General features: G+C 39.5%; 12 protein-coding genes. 2 read left to right on the forward strand and 10 right to left on the reverse strand.

What is annotated here, in order from left to right:
* Nucleotides 1–3: 3 nt before the first annotated feature.
* From U5907_05645 to U5907_05685, 9 genes are all read right to left on the reverse strand, one after another.
* On the reverse strand, nt 4–1,608 hold the full coding sequence (locus tag U5907_05645) for an AbgT family transporter (GenBank protein ID WRQ32065.1): 1,605 nt from the start codon (nt 1,606–1,608) through the stop codon (nt 4–6).
* A gap of 11 nt (nt 1,609–1,619) precedes the next feature.
* Nucleotides 1,620–2,480 (reverse strand): cyanophycinase, encoded by an 861-nt coding sequence (locus U5907_05650; GenBank protein WRQ32066.1) that lies wholly within the window; start codon nt 2,478–2,480, stop codon nt 1,620–1,622.
* Nucleotides 2,481–2,483: 3 nt separating this feature from the next.
* A complete protein-coding gene (locus tag U5907_05655) occupies nt 2,484–3,584 on the reverse strand; it encodes a M20/M25/M40 family metallo-hydrolase (GenBank protein ID WRQ32067.1) in 1,101 nt (366 codons plus the stop codon).
* A 23-nt stretch (nt 3,585–3,607) separates the two neighbouring features.
* The gene (locus tag U5907_05660) at nt 3,608–4,648 is read right to left on the reverse strand and encodes a choice-of-anchor J domain-containing protein (GenBank protein WRQ32068.1); all 1,041 of its coding nucleotides are present in this window, start codon (nt 4,646–4,648) and stop codon (nt 3,608–3,610) included.
* Nucleotides 4,649–4,652: 4 nt separating this feature from the next.
* A complete protein-coding gene (locus U5907_05665) occupies nt 4,653–6,086 on the reverse strand; it encodes a RagB/SusD family nutrient uptake outer membrane protein (protein WRQ32069.1) in 1,434 nt (477 codons plus the stop codon).
* 11 nt (nt 6,087–6,097) lie between these two features.
* Nucleotides 6,098–9,427 (reverse strand): TonB-dependent receptor, encoded by a 3,330-nt coding sequence (locus tag U5907_05670; protein WRQ32070.1) that lies wholly within the window; start codon nt 9,425–9,427, stop codon nt 6,098–6,100.
* A 27-nt stretch (nt 9,428–9,454) separates the two neighbouring features.
* The gene (locus U5907_05675) at nt 9,455–10,576 is read right to left on the reverse strand and encodes a FecR family protein (protein ID WRQ32071.1); all 1,122 of its coding nucleotides are present in this window, start codon (nt 10,574–10,576) and stop codon (nt 9,455–9,457) included.
* Between the two features lie 87 nt (nt 10,577–10,663).
* The gene (locus tag U5907_05680; GenBank protein ID WRQ32072.1) at nt 10,664–11,311 is read right to left on the reverse strand and encodes an RNA polymerase sigma-70 factor; all 648 of its coding nucleotides are present in this window, start codon (nt 11,309–11,311) and stop codon (nt 10,664–10,666) included.
* On the reverse strand, nt 11,298–11,864 hold the full coding sequence (locus U5907_05685) for an acetate uptake transporter (GenBank protein WRQ32073.1): 567 nt from the start codon (nt 11,862–11,864) through the stop codon (nt 11,298–11,300). The genes U5907_05680 and U5907_05685 overlap by 14 nt, the downstream gene beginning before the upstream one ends.
* A 55-nt stretch (nt 11,865–11,919) precedes the next feature.
* Here U5907_05685 and U5907_05690 point away from each other — a divergent pair, with 55 nt between their 5' ends.
* Nucleotides 11,920–12,510 carry an ACP phosphodiesterase gene (locus U5907_05690; GenBank protein ID WRQ32074.1) on the forward strand — a complete coding sequence of 197 codons (591 nt, stop codon included), beginning with the start codon at nt 11,920–11,922 and terminating at the stop codon, nt 12,508–12,510.
* 39 nt (nt 12,511–12,549) lie between these two features.
* Here the strand turns inward: U5907_05690 and U5907_05695 are convergent, their stop codons facing one another.
* A complete protein-coding gene (locus U5907_05695) occupies nt 12,550–13,779 on the reverse strand; it encodes an ATP-binding protein (protein ID WRQ32075.1) in 1,230 nt (409 codons plus the stop codon).
* Nucleotides 13,780–13,915: 136 nt separating this feature from the next.
* Here U5907_05695 and U5907_05700 point away from each other — a divergent pair, with 136 nt between their 5' ends.
* Nucleotides 13,916–15,040, forward strand: coding sequence for a glycosyl hydrolase family 18 protein (locus U5907_05700; GenBank protein WRQ32076.1), 1,125 nt, complete (start codon nt 13,916–13,918; stop codon nt 15,038–15,040).
* The last annotated feature ends 547 nt before the right edge of the window (nt 15,041–15,587 follow it).

A 15,587-nucleotide genomic window follows, 5' to 3' on the forward strand; every position in this document is an offset into this window, starting at 1 on the left:
TGTTTAAAATCCATTAAGTTGCATATAAACCGTAGGCAGAAGAAGAAGAAGTCCTACAATCATCAGGAATAGCAAGATCTTCCAGAACCATTTGATCCACACTTCGTATGGTATTTTTGCAATACCCAGTGCACCAATCAGAACCGCAGATGTAGGTGTAATCATATTTGTAAAGCCGTCTCCAAACTGGAAAGCCATAACCGTAGCCTGTCTTGAGAGACCAATTACATCAGAAAAGGGTGCCATTATAGGCATCGTAAGCGCCGCCTTTGCAGATCCGGATGGTATAAATATATTAATACAGGTCTGTATGAAATACATTATTGAGACAGTGGCACCCTTCCCTGTACCCTCCATTGTTGAAGAGAGAGAGTAAAGAATAGTATCCATTATCTTTCCGGCAGTAAGCACCTCAATAATACCACCTGCCAGACCAACTATAAGAGCTGCGGTAAGGATATCCTTAGCACCTGCTATGAACTCTTTTGCAATACCATTTGCTCCCGCTCCCATCGCAAAGCCGGATATAATACCCATTGCAAGGAATAGTGCCGAAATCTCTGTCAGATACCATCCGTATCCAAGTACCCCAATCACAAGGAATATTATTGTAAATGCAAGTATGTTGAGAATAAAGAAGAGATATGACTTTCTAAGTGTATAGAAACCGGTTACCGCAAAAAGGGTTGCAAGAATTGGAAGAGCAACAAATGTTATGTCTGCCCCTCCCAGGCTGATAGTAGTTTTTGGATGGAGATACGAGAATATCCCCAAAACAGCAGTAACCATTATGTACATAATCCAGGCAGATAGTGGAGTCTTCTGTGAAAAATCCACCTTCACGGCTTCAGATTCTCTCTCCCTCCAGTATGCATCCAGCTCATACATTGGCGAGAGCCTTGGATTTTTCTTCACCCTTGCTGCATAAACCAGTGTAATTGCTAATATCAGTGAAGTAAGTATCATCCATACGACAAGCCTGTATTCAAATCCTGAGAAGAGCTGAAGGCCGGACAACCCCTGGGCAATTCCTATGGTAAACGGATTGATTATGGCTCCCGAGAAACCAATGTGAGCTGCTACATATACCATAAGAATACCGGTGATTGAGTCGTACCCCATAGATATAGCCAGTGGCACAAAAATAATAACAAAAGCAAGGGTCTCTTCACTCATTCCAAAAATTGCTCCAAAGAGACTGAATATGAGCATTGAAAAGACTATTACCAGATTATTCACACCTATTTTTTTCAGAAGTCTCCGTTTTTCGAGAGTACCGGTTTTTTCAAGAAATGATAGTATACCAAAGTCAATTGCCTTGCTGCTGTTCATTATCTGGAAAGCACCTCCGATTATCAGGACAAAAGCAATTATACCCGCCTGTTTTTTAAACCCCTCCAGCAGCGATCCAAAAATTTGCCAGGTCTGGGGAGATGAATCCACCTCTCTGTATGAATCGTTTACTATTACATCTCTGGTTACTCCGTTTACCTCTCTCTTTTCATACTGAAACTCTCCGGCCGGAACAAACCAGGAGAGTATCCCGCAAAAAATTATTAATGAAAAGATTATAACGAATGTATGCGGTATTTTTGACAGCCGAGCCATTATATCAGGAATTAAAGCTTATAAATATCTCCGGGATTTAATATAGTGAGTTTGAAGCTGGAGAGATCTCCGCTGCCGTTTACTGCACTATAAGGTTCAAACAGCATAGCCTTGTTATCTCCTATTACCTCAATTGTATTATCAGATTTTACAACAATTGCAGTCTCTTCGTCAATTCCTATTCCTCTTAAGCCCGGATTATCCATCAGGACTGAGATAAGTCTGATCTGCCTCTTTCTCTTTAGGAAATGCTGGTCAACTACAATATTGTCAAGAAAACCAAAACCTTTTGCAGTAATAACATCTCCTTTCTCAATTGTGTTAAATATCTGAGAGTTGGTTGTGTCACTTCTCTGTTCACCAGTGAGCATTACTCTGCTCATTATTGCTGCTCCTGCACTTGTTCCGCTTACAACCCCTCCGTTCTTGTATATCTCCCTGATTTTCTCAAGAAATTTAGTCCCCTCCAGATAAGCACTTAAAATAACCTGATCCCCACCGGAAAAAAAGATTGCCGTAACCCCATCCAGTTTTGCAAGACTTGAGGGTGAATCAATGCTGTCTTTTTCACAAAAGATGTAGTCAGCAGATTTACAGCCCAGAACACGGAACTCTTCACTCTGTTTTATCCCCGTCTCCTCAGCTACGCCACTTGCAAATGGTACAACCAATACTTTGGAATTCACTCCTCCGCTGTACTCAATAATCGTTTTTAAAATAACCTCTATTCTGTCTCCACCCCCCTCAATAACAAGTGTGCCTTTTGAATCTATCTTTTCTGCCTCATATTTAAGTTCTGTTTGTGGATTCTGGCTACAAGCTACCATGTGCAATAATATAATTATTGCAATAAAGAGTGTTCTATTTTTCATAATTTATTCTATTTCAGTCGTTAATAATTGATAGGCAATCTCTGATGCCATTTTTAGGTCCTTATAAAGAATGAACTCATCATTCCCGTGCGGGTTTTGTGCCCCTACTCCCAAATTGATTGTTTTTATACCCTTTACATTTAGAGAGTTAGCATCGCTTCCACCCATTGATTTTTTTGGTGACGGGTTGAGGCCGAGTCTCTTTGCGATTTTTAAAAAATGAGTGTATGGTTTGTCATCCTCTTTGACAGAGTATGGTAAAAAATCCCAGAAGTGTTTTGACTCAAGCTTACCTCCATATTTTTCACATACCTTATTGAAGTCGCTTATGACCTTTGCCATAATCTCCTCTCCATGATGAGTAAAATCTGTTCTTATCTCACCTGTCATATGAACTTCATCGCATACAACATTTGTCCCGGTTCCACCTTTAACTATTCCAATATTTGCGGTAGTTACTTCATCTATCCTCCCAAAAGGGAATCCGGCCATTGCTTCGGCTGCTATTTTAATTGCGTTTACCCCCTTTTCAGGAGATATTCCTGCATGAGCAGAGACTCCCCTCACCACAAGTTCAAAATTTATTGCACCGCATGTCTCTGATACAAAATTACCCGGAGACAAATAGGAGTCAAATACAAATCCATATTTCACAGCTGGAGCCGGTTTGTAATATATTGACCCGGCAAGAGTTGTCTCTTCACATACCGTAAAGAGAAGTGTGCAGGGCTTTAAATTCCCGTCCCTTACTGCCCTTTCAAGGGCAAAAAGAATAGACGAAAGGCCCCCTCGGTCATCAACTCCTAGAGGAGTGGTCCCATCTGAAGTAATTCTGTCCTGATGAAACTGATGATTAAGGCGGGCAGTAGATCTTGGCGTGTCCATATGAGCCACAAGTAAATGCTCTCCACCACCAAGAATTTCAACAATCATATTGCCCGAATTTCCATTTGACAGGTCGCTGGCTCCATCTGCAAAACCCTTTAACCCAAAATTTCCTATGAACTTATTAATATATTCAGCAACAGGAGCCTCTTTCCCTGAAACAGCATCAATTGATGTTAATTCAATGAAAATGTGTTTGAGCCTTTCGTCTAATACCATTTGTATGTGATTTTTATACTGATTTACAATCCAAATACATTTACATTAGCCAGTCGTATATAGTAACAATCTGTGCAGTTTCCGTGAACAAAAGCAATATATACACTCTTCCCTTTGTACTGAGTTATATCGATTGTCTCTGTTTTATCTGATGCATAGCTTGCATCCAGTTCTGTCCAGTCTCTTAATATTGTTGCCTCACGACAATTTGCTAATGTTATAGGAGATTCCGAAATCACTACTCTGTAGTTCTCTTCAGGATAATCTTCATCACCTGCCGAAATATCAAATGTCAGCATCACTTTATCCATTGTACTTCCAATGTTAATAAGAGGTGATACCAGATAGTTCTCCGGTGTGAGGGCACCCACCCCACCGCTTCTGTATGAATCAGATGTAGCGTGGCTCTTGTAGTACTCCCAGTTATAACCATCTCCATCTTTGTCTATCAGAGTCCAGGTGTCAGGGATTTCAGTGAGGAATCTCTCTGTAAAGTAGTAAATCTTATCTGGAGAAATCTTATAATTCAAAATTGAGGTTGGTTTGTTTGCTTTTGTGTCAGGTGAATCTTTAAGCACAACATAAAAATTCTTGCCTGTCTTCTTAAGCATATTAACCTGAATATACCCAAAATATTCTCCCTTTGGTATCGTGAGTGAACCTTTCATTGTACCTGGAGTAAATGAAGAGTTGTTTCCTGTAACTATTACAAAGTCCTGACCATGAACTGCCGTTGAGAAGACAGTATCAACTACTGAGATATCTGTACCGGCCGGTACCTCTTCAACATAATTATCTTTATCTGTCAGATAATAGAGTTTCTGAACAATTTCATAGTTTACGGTCACATTTCCTGTGGATGTTTTAATCAGCTGAATACAGATAGAATCCAGACCCACTCTGTTGTTCTCCTTTTGAAGAATATTGCTCACAGTACCCTGTCTGTTTTCAAATGCACTGAATTCGTAGTACTGAGGTCCCTGATAAGTTCTGTCCTCTTTTTCACACCCGCTCAGCAACAAGGATAAGAGGATTACAAAATTGATGTATAGTAAGTTTTTCATAATTTTAATATCCTGGGTTGTTAACTAATTTTTTGTTTACATCCATTTCAGTTGCTCCAATAGGGGCAACAACCCGATAATCTGCGTAAGGTATCTCAGGAAGCCCGTTAGGTCTTGAAATTGGTAGCCCAAGCCTCTTCATGTCAAAAAACCGGTGTCCTTCAAAAGCCAGTTCTATCCTTCTTTGAAGCAAAATTTCATTTATCAGCTCTGAGTTTGCAACATCTGTATCATCCAGCCCTCTAATGTTTCTCAATGCATTAATATCATTACGGGCCTGTGTGTAATTTTTCATGTGTGCATAAGCCTCTGCCCTGTTAAGATAAATTTCAGATATTCTGATTAATGGGACATCGTCCAATCCAAATGCACCACCCCAGCTGTTAAACTTGGTTGTCCACCACAAATCCTGTCCGTAATAGTGAACTTTTCTAAGTGCACCAAACCTCTTGTCATTATCCTTATCTATAATATTTATAAAGTCAGGGGAAACTGAAAGTTGAGCATCTCCCGGTCCTGTCCCATCACCAAATCCCTCCTCATCCCTAAATCCATTATCCATTGTCCCATAAGTAGAGTGAAGGGATATTGATTTTAAATTTTCAGTTATTGTATAATGAAGTTGCCAGATTGATTCTGTCCCTTTTGAAAAAATATCTGTATAGAGACCATTGTACAATTTAACCTTTGAATTTGTGATTGTTGTACTTGCTGCAGCTATTGCATTATCCCACTCCCCCTTATAAAGATATACCCTGGATTGAAAAGCTTTTACTGCCAGAGCAGATACTCTGTAAGGGAAATTTGATCCGTCATTGTTATTCAGCAGAGTATAAGAGTCGTTAAGATCCTTTACAATCTGTGTCCATACAACATCCACTGTTGCCCTTGGAACAGAGGCCTGTTCAGTAATACTTCCTCCCTCGTTAAAGAATGGTTCTGTAAGTAGTGGAACACAAAGATTAAAATTCTCAACCAGTTTTCCGGGAACTCTACTATATATAATACTTAAATTAAAGTAGTTGTAAGCTCTCAGAAACAGTGCTTCTCCTGTAAGGGATTTAACCTTTGCTGTTTGGTCAAGTTGTGATAAATAGTAAATGGCCTCATTCAACGCACCTATCTGCTTATATGCAATTTCCCATATATCCAGATTGTAATTTGGCTTAAAGTTATACTGGCCCGAATAGCTTGTAGCTCCGGGAGAGAGCTGTGTATTATCACCCAGAACATCCGGAATACATATCAGATCTCTTCCGGCATAGTATCCATCTTGTAGCTGGTCATATACACCTATTATTAAACTTTCACAACCGGTTACAGTTTTGATTTTATCTTGCGGCAATGCGTGCTTTGTACTCACATCAAGCATTGAATCGCAAGATGAGTTTGCAAAGAGCACAAATATTGTGACAATAATTAAATTTATTTTTTTCATATCCGGATTGATTAAAAGTTAATCTTAATACCTATACTTAAACTCTTTGACTGAGGATAGAGCCCTCTGTCTGAACCCACAGATTCAGGGTCATAGCCCTGATACGGAGTTGTTGTCCATACATTGTATGCATTTGCATATATCTGAGCATCTGATATTCTCAGCTTTTTAACAAGTTTCTGAGGTATGTTATAGCTTAGGTTTATATTTTTTAATTTAATAAAGTCCGTAGATTCGTAAATAAGACTCATTGAGGGATCACTATTATTATCATACTTCATTGGATTTCCCGGATATAAACCATCAATTACAGGCCTTGGCACCCAGGTATTATCGCCAGGCTTTCTCCAGTACGAGTTATAGATATCTGCAAGAAGGTTGTTGTCTGCAGCTTGCCCTATTAACACAGCTTTGTCACTCCAGTATTTGAGGGCACCCCTCTGAAACTGGAAAAAGAAAGAGAGTGTGAAGTTTTTCCAGGAGATAGTATTTTCCATACCTCCAAAGAATGTTGGATCAAGACCTTTTGTCCAGACTCTGTCTTCAAGTGTTGGATTATAGGTAATATATCCATCTTTATCATAATACATCGGACGGCCATCAGAGCTGTTTACTCCTGCCCACTGATATACATATTCTGCAGTAATAGGCTTACCCACCTTGTACTGACCAAGCTCCTCAAGACCATCCTGTAATTCAGTAATAAAGTTCTTTGCAAGAGAGATGTTGAAAGAGGTTTCCCACTTGAAATTCTCCCCATCAATATTGACAGTATTCAGCTGAATATCTATCCCTTGATTTCTAACACCGCCCATATTTGATGGAATAATGCTAAAACCTGTTGTCTGAGGTATTATCCTGTAATAGAGCAGATCTTTTGTGTCATCCATATACATGTCAACATTAGCACTTATCCTGCCACCAAAAATGCCCGCAGTCAGCCCCACATTCTTTGAGTGTTTCTTCTCCCATGTAAGTTTAGGGTTACCTATGGATGAAGGAATAATCCCGGATGATCCGTTATAAGATGAATTTGCATCATAGAGTCGCTGTGATACATAGTTTCCAATACTGGCGTTTCCGGTTATACCGTAACTTGCTCTAAGTTTAAGGTCATTAAGCCACTCAACATCTTTAAGGAACTTCTCCTCCTTCATTCTCCAGGCAAAGGATACCGATGGGAATGTTCCCCATTTATTATCGGCACCAAAGCGAGATGAACCATCATACCTGATTGTGCCTGTGAGAATATATTTGTCTTTAAAAGTGTAGCTTGCCCGTCCAAAGAATCCTGCCATCTTCCATTCAGAGTACTCCTCCATTGTGGAAATTGGTGTGGCAGCGCTGCTCAGAAGAGTAAGATCAGGGCTGGAAACACCATTGGCCTCTGCTCCAATCATATGATATTTATAGCTGCTGTAAGAGAATCCGGCAACTGCACTTATTCTGTGTATATCTTTTATTGTAGTGTTATAAGTAAGGACCTGCTCAGACTGGAATTTATTCACATCAGATGAGTTTGCAATAATGGCTCCGTTAACCCTTGAACCGAGTCTTGTCCGGGGATCACTGAACTGGTGCTCATTTAGCCAGGTAAGATCCAGGTTATAACTACTTTTAAATTCAAGTCCTTTAAGAATTTTGAAAGTCAAGTCATTTGCCGAGATCAGATTATTAGTCTTGCCTATATACTCATTAAGTTCAAGCATTTGTGGAATATTATACAGAAAATAACCATACTGCAAATCTGAGTAGTAATTTCCCTCAGAATCTCTGGGCGAAACTCCCGGTAACAAAAACATTGCAGTCCTGGAGGGGTTTGCTGCACCTACTGTTGATGACTGATTGTGAGTAGTCCCACTGAATGTATTATTAGTATTAAAAGTAAGCCACTGAGTTATTGTGTGGCTAAGATTAAGCCTCCCGGAGACTCTGCTGAAGCCTGTGTGTTTAATTATACCATCTGTTTTGTTATATCCCAGTGAGGTATAAAACTTTGTGTTATCACCTCCTCCAGAAAGGCTTACCTGATAATTCTGTACCAGGGCTCTTCTGAATATTTCATCATACCAGTTTGTGGTTGGTGCATTTGAGTATCCGTCATCTCCCCATCCAAAGCTTTTAAAAAGATCCAGCTTCTCATTGTACATGTTAGTACCATTGTACTCATCATAATTTTTGTACTCAAGCAGGGCAAATTCGGCCCACTGCTTACCATTGAGAAGAGGAACCCTGCGGATAATATCCTGAACACCTGCTGTAGCTGTAACCGATACCTTGGTTTTACCTGAAGCTCCCTTCTTGGTTGTTATTATTACTACTCCGTTTGCTGCCTGTGCTCCGTATATTGAGGCCGATGCACCATCCTTCAGCACGCTTATAGACTCGATATCCTCAGGATTAAGGCCGGCAAGGACATCTGCATTGGTTAAAATATTTGTTGTCTGTGCTCCGTTTGTTACCTGTACACCATCAATAATATAGAGAGGCTGTGTATCGGCATTTATTGAACCGCGCCCCCTGATATTGATTGAGAATGACGAACCCGGGATACCGGAAGTAGAGGTAATTTGAACTCCGGACATCTTTCCCTGTAGTGCCCTTTGAAAATTTGAGCTGTTTGTTTTTGCAAGAGATTCTGCAGTAATGTTTTCAATAGATCCTGCTATATCTTTCTTTCTTGTTACACCATAACCCACTACTACAATCTGCTCCAGTTCATTTTCCGCCTCCCTGAGAGCTACATTAATAAATCGCTGCCCGTTAATTGCTATCTCCTGAGGTCTCATCCCCAAAAAATTAAAAACAAGAGTATTTTGCTTTGCAATATCCTCTACCCTGATTTTATAATTACCATCAAAGTCAGAAATTACCCCTTTTCCTTTCTCTCCTTTTATTTCTACAGATGCACCAGGTAATGGCTCATTGTTTAAATCGGTAATTTTGCCGTAAACAAAGAGTGAATCAATCTTTTCATCTGGTTTTTTCTGATCTTTTGAGGGGGTGGCTTTCTCAGTAATCTTTTTTATGTAGATTACCTTCTTGTCTATGCTAAAGGTAAGCCCTGTCCCCTCAAGACACCCATCCATAATCTGGCTGATTGTACTTGATCTGAACTCCTTAGTTATTTTAGGAATTTTTACAATGTCCAGATCTTCGTAGACAAAGAAGTAATTACTCTGCGATGTTATCTGAACCATCGCCTCTTTAAAAGTAACATTGTTTAGCTTTACATTGTATACTTCCCTCTGTGTCTGTGCAGACAACTGTCCGGTACACAGAATCAGGGCGTACAATAAAAAGAAAACAAACAAATTTTTATACCCTTTGTTTTTTTTCATAATTAAGTTTAGTTAGTAGGTAATAAATTAGTATATCGTTACGGTTCTTCCATCAATTTTAATGTGTCCCGGGACCATCCTGGCAAAAGTATTGAGCAACTCCTCCGGACTCTCCTCCCTGCTGAGTTTTCCGGACAACACTCTCTCCTTAACAGAGCTCTCTTTAAATATTACTTCAAGACCGTACCATCTTGCCAAGTCTCTCATAATATCCTCAAGTCTTTGTTTATCAAAAAAGTACACACCCTCTTTCCATGAAGTGTATATAGCTGTATTGACATCGGTTACCTCTAACCCTCCAGCCTTTTTATTGTATAGAGACTGTTCCCCAATTTTCATGTCATAGCCCTCTTTCTCTCCCATACTGTTTAAATATCCAATATTGATTCTCCCCTCAACGAGTGTGGCTGCAATTTTATTGTCCTCGCTATAAGCTTTTACATTAAACTGAGTCCCTGTTACACTGACTTTTGCACCATCTGTAATTACGCTAAATGGTCTTGAACTATCTTTTGCAATATCAAAAAATCCCTCTCCATCAAGATTTACAATCCTTGATGACCCTTTGAAATTTGTGGAATATGACAATGAGCTTTTTGAATTTAACCATACAACAGATTCATCAGGGAGAATAATTTTGAAAAGCCTTATTTCCGGGACAACTATACGATGCACTGCCACTCGTTTGCTCTTCTGAGGATAGTACTTAATTGTATTCCGGTCTATTTTCACACACACATTTTCAATGTCTGTACTATCTTCTATGGAGTTTAAACTTATTATTCTGGAGCCATCCACAATCAGAGTAATATCTTCAAAATGCATATTCCGGTCTATAGTTTTCTGCTCGTTTATCTCTATAATAATCTGGTATGCAGACAAAGCGACAATGAGACTTATTACCAGAACAGCTGCTATCCTCCTGAGCATCGGACTAAAAAAGAAAGCTCTCTTTTTAGATGAGATCCTATTGTAGTCTTTGTATCTGCTCTTTATATACTCTCTGTTTTGAAGTCTGTTATATAGCTCCTCGTTCTCTTCAGAGAACTCTCTCCAGCTATTCAATTCTCTCTTTTCAATTTCATCAAGTTCTGACAATAAGTTTTTTGTCAGCAGCGACTTAATTCTGTTAATTTGTTCTTCTTTCATTATTCTGTCAATATTTTTACACACAAAAATAAGTGCCCTCTATATCAAGGACAACTGAAAACTTAAAAAGGGTGGAACAGGAGTTTTTTAATTGTAATTTTTTAGCAGAAACATTGCAATAACAAACAGCTCCTTCAAAGACTCTTTTAGAAGTTGTTTTGCTCTGCTTTTCTGACTTTTAACGGTGTTGACAGATATTCCCAGTTTGTCTGCAATCTCCTGATTACTCATCCCTTCAATATAACTTAATCTGAAAATTTTATTACACTCTTTTGGGAGTTCATCAAGACTGGAAAAGAGCTCAAAAAGAATTTCGGTCTCAATTCTGTCAATAAGATAACCGGAGTTATCAGCATCGCTCTCTTGAGAAAAAGTATAATCAGCAAACCGCTTTTTGACGCCGTCTCTTTTTATGTGATTAAGTGAAGAGTTTCTTACAGCAGAAAAAAGATATGACTTCAAGGCATTTTCGTTGCTCAGGGAGATTTTTCTTTCAATGAGTCTGGTAAACACAGACTGGACTACATCTTCTGCTTCTGAGTATGATTTTGTGTACTTGTATGCATAAAAACAAAGCAATGAATGATATTTTGCATATATCTCCTTAATGTCGCCATTGGATAACAGATTCTCAGTATTCATTGCTGTTTTACAAGTATCTTTCAAAGATAACAAAAAAGCAGGCATCACTGCCTGCTCTCTTTTATGTATTAAAGCCCTTTTACCTTTTTTCAAGGAATGGTTTTCCCATTGGCAGCACCGTTTTACCTGCAAGATCATTAATGATAATGCCCGCCATCATATACCATGCACCTAATGCGCAGAAAATTAACTCATACCCTGCAACAACATTTAAAACAGGATATCCAAAGTGACCTGCAACCAGAAGGATAAATCCTATCAGCAGTAAGAAAAAGGTAATTGCCATTGCCTTATGCACTCTGAGGGAGGCAACGAACATAATAACAGTGTAGAGAGTCCATGCAAGCATAAAATACCCGACATCTGTTGTGGAAGATTTATAAACATCCAGGATATTCAGTATCCAGATAATTCCAAGACCTATCCAGAAACTTCCGTAAGCCACAAAGGCCGAATATCCAAAATTATTGCCCATCTTCTGCTCCTGAAAGCCTGCTATCATTTGAGCCAAACCTCCAAAGATGATTCCCATTGCGAGTACAGGACCCAATCCCAAAAGTCCGATGTTGTGAAACTGCAGTAAAAGCGTTGTCAATCCAAACCCCGCCAGACCTACCACTGCCGGATTTCCATTTTTCTGATTCATTAAATAATGTTTTTTTATTAATAAAGTCGGCAAAAATAGCCTTATTTTTGAAATTATGAACTATTTGGCTCACATCTATCTTTCCGGAGGTGACAGGCAGCTTCAGGTGGGTAATTTTATAGGTGATTTTGTAAAGGGACGCCAATACGAAAGCTACCCTAAAGGCATCCGGAGAGGCATACTGCTTCATCGTGAAATTGACCGGTTTACGGACTGTCATCCCCTCTTTATTGAGACAGTTGAGCTGCTTCGGCCTGCCTTCGGAAGATATTCCGGCATAATTGCCGATATGTATTTTGACTACCTCCTGGCATCGGACTTTAAGAGGTACAGCCACTCCATCCCCCTCACTCTCTTTGCGGCAAATTTCTATATCTCTGCCACTCTTAACTACAGATGGCTGCCTGAGCGGGTAAAGGGGTTCATATTTCACTTCATCTGGACAAACCGGCTAAAGCAATATTCCACATACGAAGGGCTAGAGTATTCACTCAAAATAATGTCACACTACAAAACAAAAGCAATAAACCCGGAGCTTAGCATCTCATTCCTCAAAGAGAACGAAGATGTACTAAGATCCGGGTTTAATCTCTTTATGCCGGAGGCAATTGAATTTGTCAGATCCTTGGCTTCTGAGGCAGTCTGAGAGAGAAAGACTTCAGCAGATTAGCAACTTTGGGTAAAGTTACTTAAGGACTGAGTGAGTCAAAGTTGAAGACAAAAAATCCCTGATATAAATATGCTCAATTCCCTCATAACTATTTTCAAATGATTTCTCACCAGATACTACAATTTTTGGGTAGTTGTCTTTAATTTTAAGAAGGTTACCAAACTCCCTGCTGATTGTATCCTCTCTGGTCAACTCAATTGCAACCTGTACATAAATTGTCTCTCCTGATTTAGTACAAACAAAATCAATTTCTTCGTTATCAAAAGAACCTACTTTAACATCATATCCACAGTATAGCAAGTGATTACACACAAGATTTTCTAACCTCCCTGCTCTGTCCTGTCTTTTGTATCCCGCTACGGCATTTTTTATCCCAAGATTTTCAAAATAATACTTCTCGCCTCTTTCAAAGTGTCTTTTACCAATAATGTCATATCTTCCCAGACGGTGTACAACAAATGCTTCAGATAGAGAATTTGCATATTCTGATACTTGATTGGGAGATATCTCTACCTTCTGATTTTTAAGAAAATCGCTTATTTTTTTTGATGAAAAGAGATTCCCGACATTTCCGGCGAGAAATCTTATGAGTTGTTCCAGGAAAATTGTATTCCTTATCCCTTTCCTTTGTACAACATCTCTGAGTACAATTGTAGAGTATATGCCATTGATATACTCCATTACCACATCTTCTTTCAGGGGCAAATGCATCAAATAAGGAAGCCCGCCATAATGTGTGTAAAGCTCTAAGGAGGAGTCATCGTTTTGAAGTTTGTGAAAATTTATAAATTCTAAATATGATAAACTATAGATAACAAACTCAACATATCGGCCTCCAAATTCATTTGCAAGATCACTTGAAAATAAATTTGAATTACTACCGGTGATGTAAATATCATTGTTTTCATCCAGCGCCAGAGACCGGATAGCAATTCTAAAGTCTGCTATCTCCTGTATCTCATCTATAAATATATAGTTCATCTTCTCCTTGCAGGATTTTGAAATGATATATTGATTGAGATCCCTAAAATCTTTGATTTCTGAATACTCAATATCCTCTTTGTTAATGTAGATAACATTTGCAAGGGGCTCCTCCCGCTTAATAAACTCAATGAGCTGAAAGAGAATGTAGCTTTTCCCCACCCTTCTATGCCCAATCAGAACTTTTACCACAGATTTTCTCATAAATGGCACAATCCTCTTAATATAAGACTCTCTTTCAATTATTATTTTTGGACTTTTCATAATTTATTATAAATATACTTATAATTCATTTCAAATATAGTGTTTTTTACAATCATACTTACAATTATTTTTTTCAAGATAATTATTATCTAAGCATTTTTCTAATAACTTTGTTGCGATTAACCCTGCTTAACAAATGACAAAAAAACTTCTCCCTGCAATATTCATTGCAGCAGCCTTGCTGGCAATCCCGCTCAGTTGCGAAAAAGAGCCTGTTCCACAACCAAAACCTGAAGAGAAACCATATGTACCGGCACCCCTTAAAGAGGGAAGGGTTGCACTGGCCTATGTTACATACTGGGGGACACTCATTCCTGATGCAAGAATTATTACCCACATAAACTACGCCTTTGCAGAGCTTTATGTAAGGAATGGAGAATACCAGGGATTTAAACTCCAGGGTAATGAGAGCAGATTCAAGCAGATTGTTGATCTGAAAAAGCAATTTCCTCATCTAAAAATACTGGTATCATTCACCCATGTAGTAGACAATTATGACAATATCCAGGGCGGAGGATTCTCTGCTGTTGCCAAGTCAGACGAATACCGCAAAGCATTTGCTCAGGATTGTCTTGAATTTATTGAAAAATGGGGAATAGACGGAATTGACATAGACTGGGAGTTTCCCGGTCTCTCATGGAGCGGAGCAGCATCTGACCCGGCAGTGGATGTACAGAACCACATTCTTCTTATGAAACAGCTTAGAGAGACCCTTGGAAGCCGATACCTTCTCACATACGCAGGATATGTCATGGATAAACGAGCTGTCACCGGAGGTTACCGATACATTGATGTAAAGGCAGTTGACCAGTATGTAGATTTTGTTAACATTATGACATACGATATGGATGCAGCACCAAAACACCACTCGGCATTAAGCGATTCAAGAGCTTACTGGGACTGCACCCGAGCTGTAAGCGCATACAGAAATGCAGGAGTTGAATATAATAAGATGGTTCTGGGAATTCCATTCTACGGAAGGCACTCCTATTCCGAGAAGCCTCAGTCGCTTAACTACAGCGCCATTCTGGCCCTTGACAAAGCAGTGTATAAAATTGATAACTGGGACTCTTTTTCCAAAACCCCATATGTCACAAAAAGCGGAGTCTTCTTCTGCGGTTATGACAACACTCAGAGCATTGAGAACAAAGCTAACTGGGCAAAAGGGCTCGGCCTTAAAGGAATGATGTACTGGCAGTATGATGCCGATGATGCCAAAGGCACCCTTCGCAAAGCAGTGTGGGAATCAGTGATGAAATAGTTCCGGCCTTCACTCCTTCGCTCAAAGACATGCTCCTCATCCCTAACTGAATCACCCGCAGCCACTCAGGAACTTTTCCTCCTCGCTCACTTTGTTCGCTGTGGCGGAGGTTCCTTTGCTCAAAGACATGCTCCTCATCCCTGCCTGAATCACCCGCAGCCACTCAGGAACTTTTCCTCCTCGCTCACTTTGTTCGCTGTGGCGGAGGTTCCATCGTGTCTCGGTTGATTCAGGTAGGGACATGGCAATATAAACTGCAAAGCACCATATAAACTTGGAGGGAGGCGGTGAAGTGGTAGGAAGAGGGCGGTGGTTTGAGTGTGACATTCGTTTATCTAACAGGAAGTTAGATATTTAAAAATTGGTTTTTTAAATAGTTTTTCAAAAAGCAATTTGCAATTGCTAGATTTATAAGCACATATACGAATATCCCTGTCAACCCGTGCGGTTCTAAGTCTCAGATTATCAATGTATAAACAATCCACCTGTCAGGTGATCTGACAGGTGGATTGCTTATGTTTAGGTAATCAGCGTGTTACAGCGGTGT

Source organism: Bacteroidales bacterium MB20-C3-3 (genome assembly GCA_035609245.1).
Taxonomy (GTDB): domain Bacteria; phylum Bacteroidota; class Bacteroidia; order Bacteroidales; family UBA932; genus Bact-08.

Excerpts from the sequence above, each read along its gene's own strand:
- U5907_05675 (WRQ32071.1), bottom strand. The coding sequence starts at position 10,576 with ATGAAAGAAGAACAAATTAACAGAATTAAGTCGCTGCTGACAAAAAAC.
- U5907_05690 (WRQ32074.1), top strand. The coding sequence starts at position 11,920 with ATGAACTATTTGGCTCACATCTATCTTTCCGGAGGTGACAGGCAGCTT.
- U5907_05695 (WRQ32075.1), bottom strand. The coding sequence starts at position 13,779 with ATGAAAAGTCCAAAAATAATAATTGAAAGAGAGTCTTATATTAAGAGG.
- U5907_05655 (WRQ32067.1), bottom strand. The coding sequence starts at position 3,584 with ATGGTATTAGACGAAAGGCTCAAACACATTTTCATTGAATTAACATCA.
- U5907_05700 (WRQ32076.1), top strand. The coding sequence starts at position 13,916 with ATGACAAAAAAACTTCTCCCTGCAATATTCATTGCAGCAGCCTTGCTG.
- U5907_05670 (WRQ32070.1), bottom strand. The coding sequence starts at position 9,427 with ATGAAAAAAAACAAAGGGTATAAAAATTTGTTTGTTTTCTTTTTATTG.
- U5907_05650 (WRQ32066.1), bottom strand. The coding sequence starts at position 2,480 with ATGAAAAATAGAACACTCTTTATTGCAATAATTATATTATTGCACATG.
- U5907_05665 (WRQ32069.1), bottom strand. The coding sequence starts at position 6,086 with ATGAAAAAAATAAATTTAATTATTGTCACAATATTTGTGCTCTTTGCA.
- U5907_05660 (WRQ32068.1), bottom strand. The coding sequence starts at position 4,648 with ATGAAAAACTTACTATACATCAATTTTGTAATCCTCTTATCCTTGTTG.
- U5907_05645 (WRQ32065.1), bottom strand. The coding sequence starts at position 1,608 with ATGGCTCGGCTGTCAAAAATACCGCATACATTCGTTATAATCTTTTCA.
- U5907_05685 (WRQ32073.1), bottom strand. The coding sequence starts at position 11,864 with ATGAATCAGAAAAATGGAAATCCGGCAGTGGTAGGTCTGGCGGGGTTT.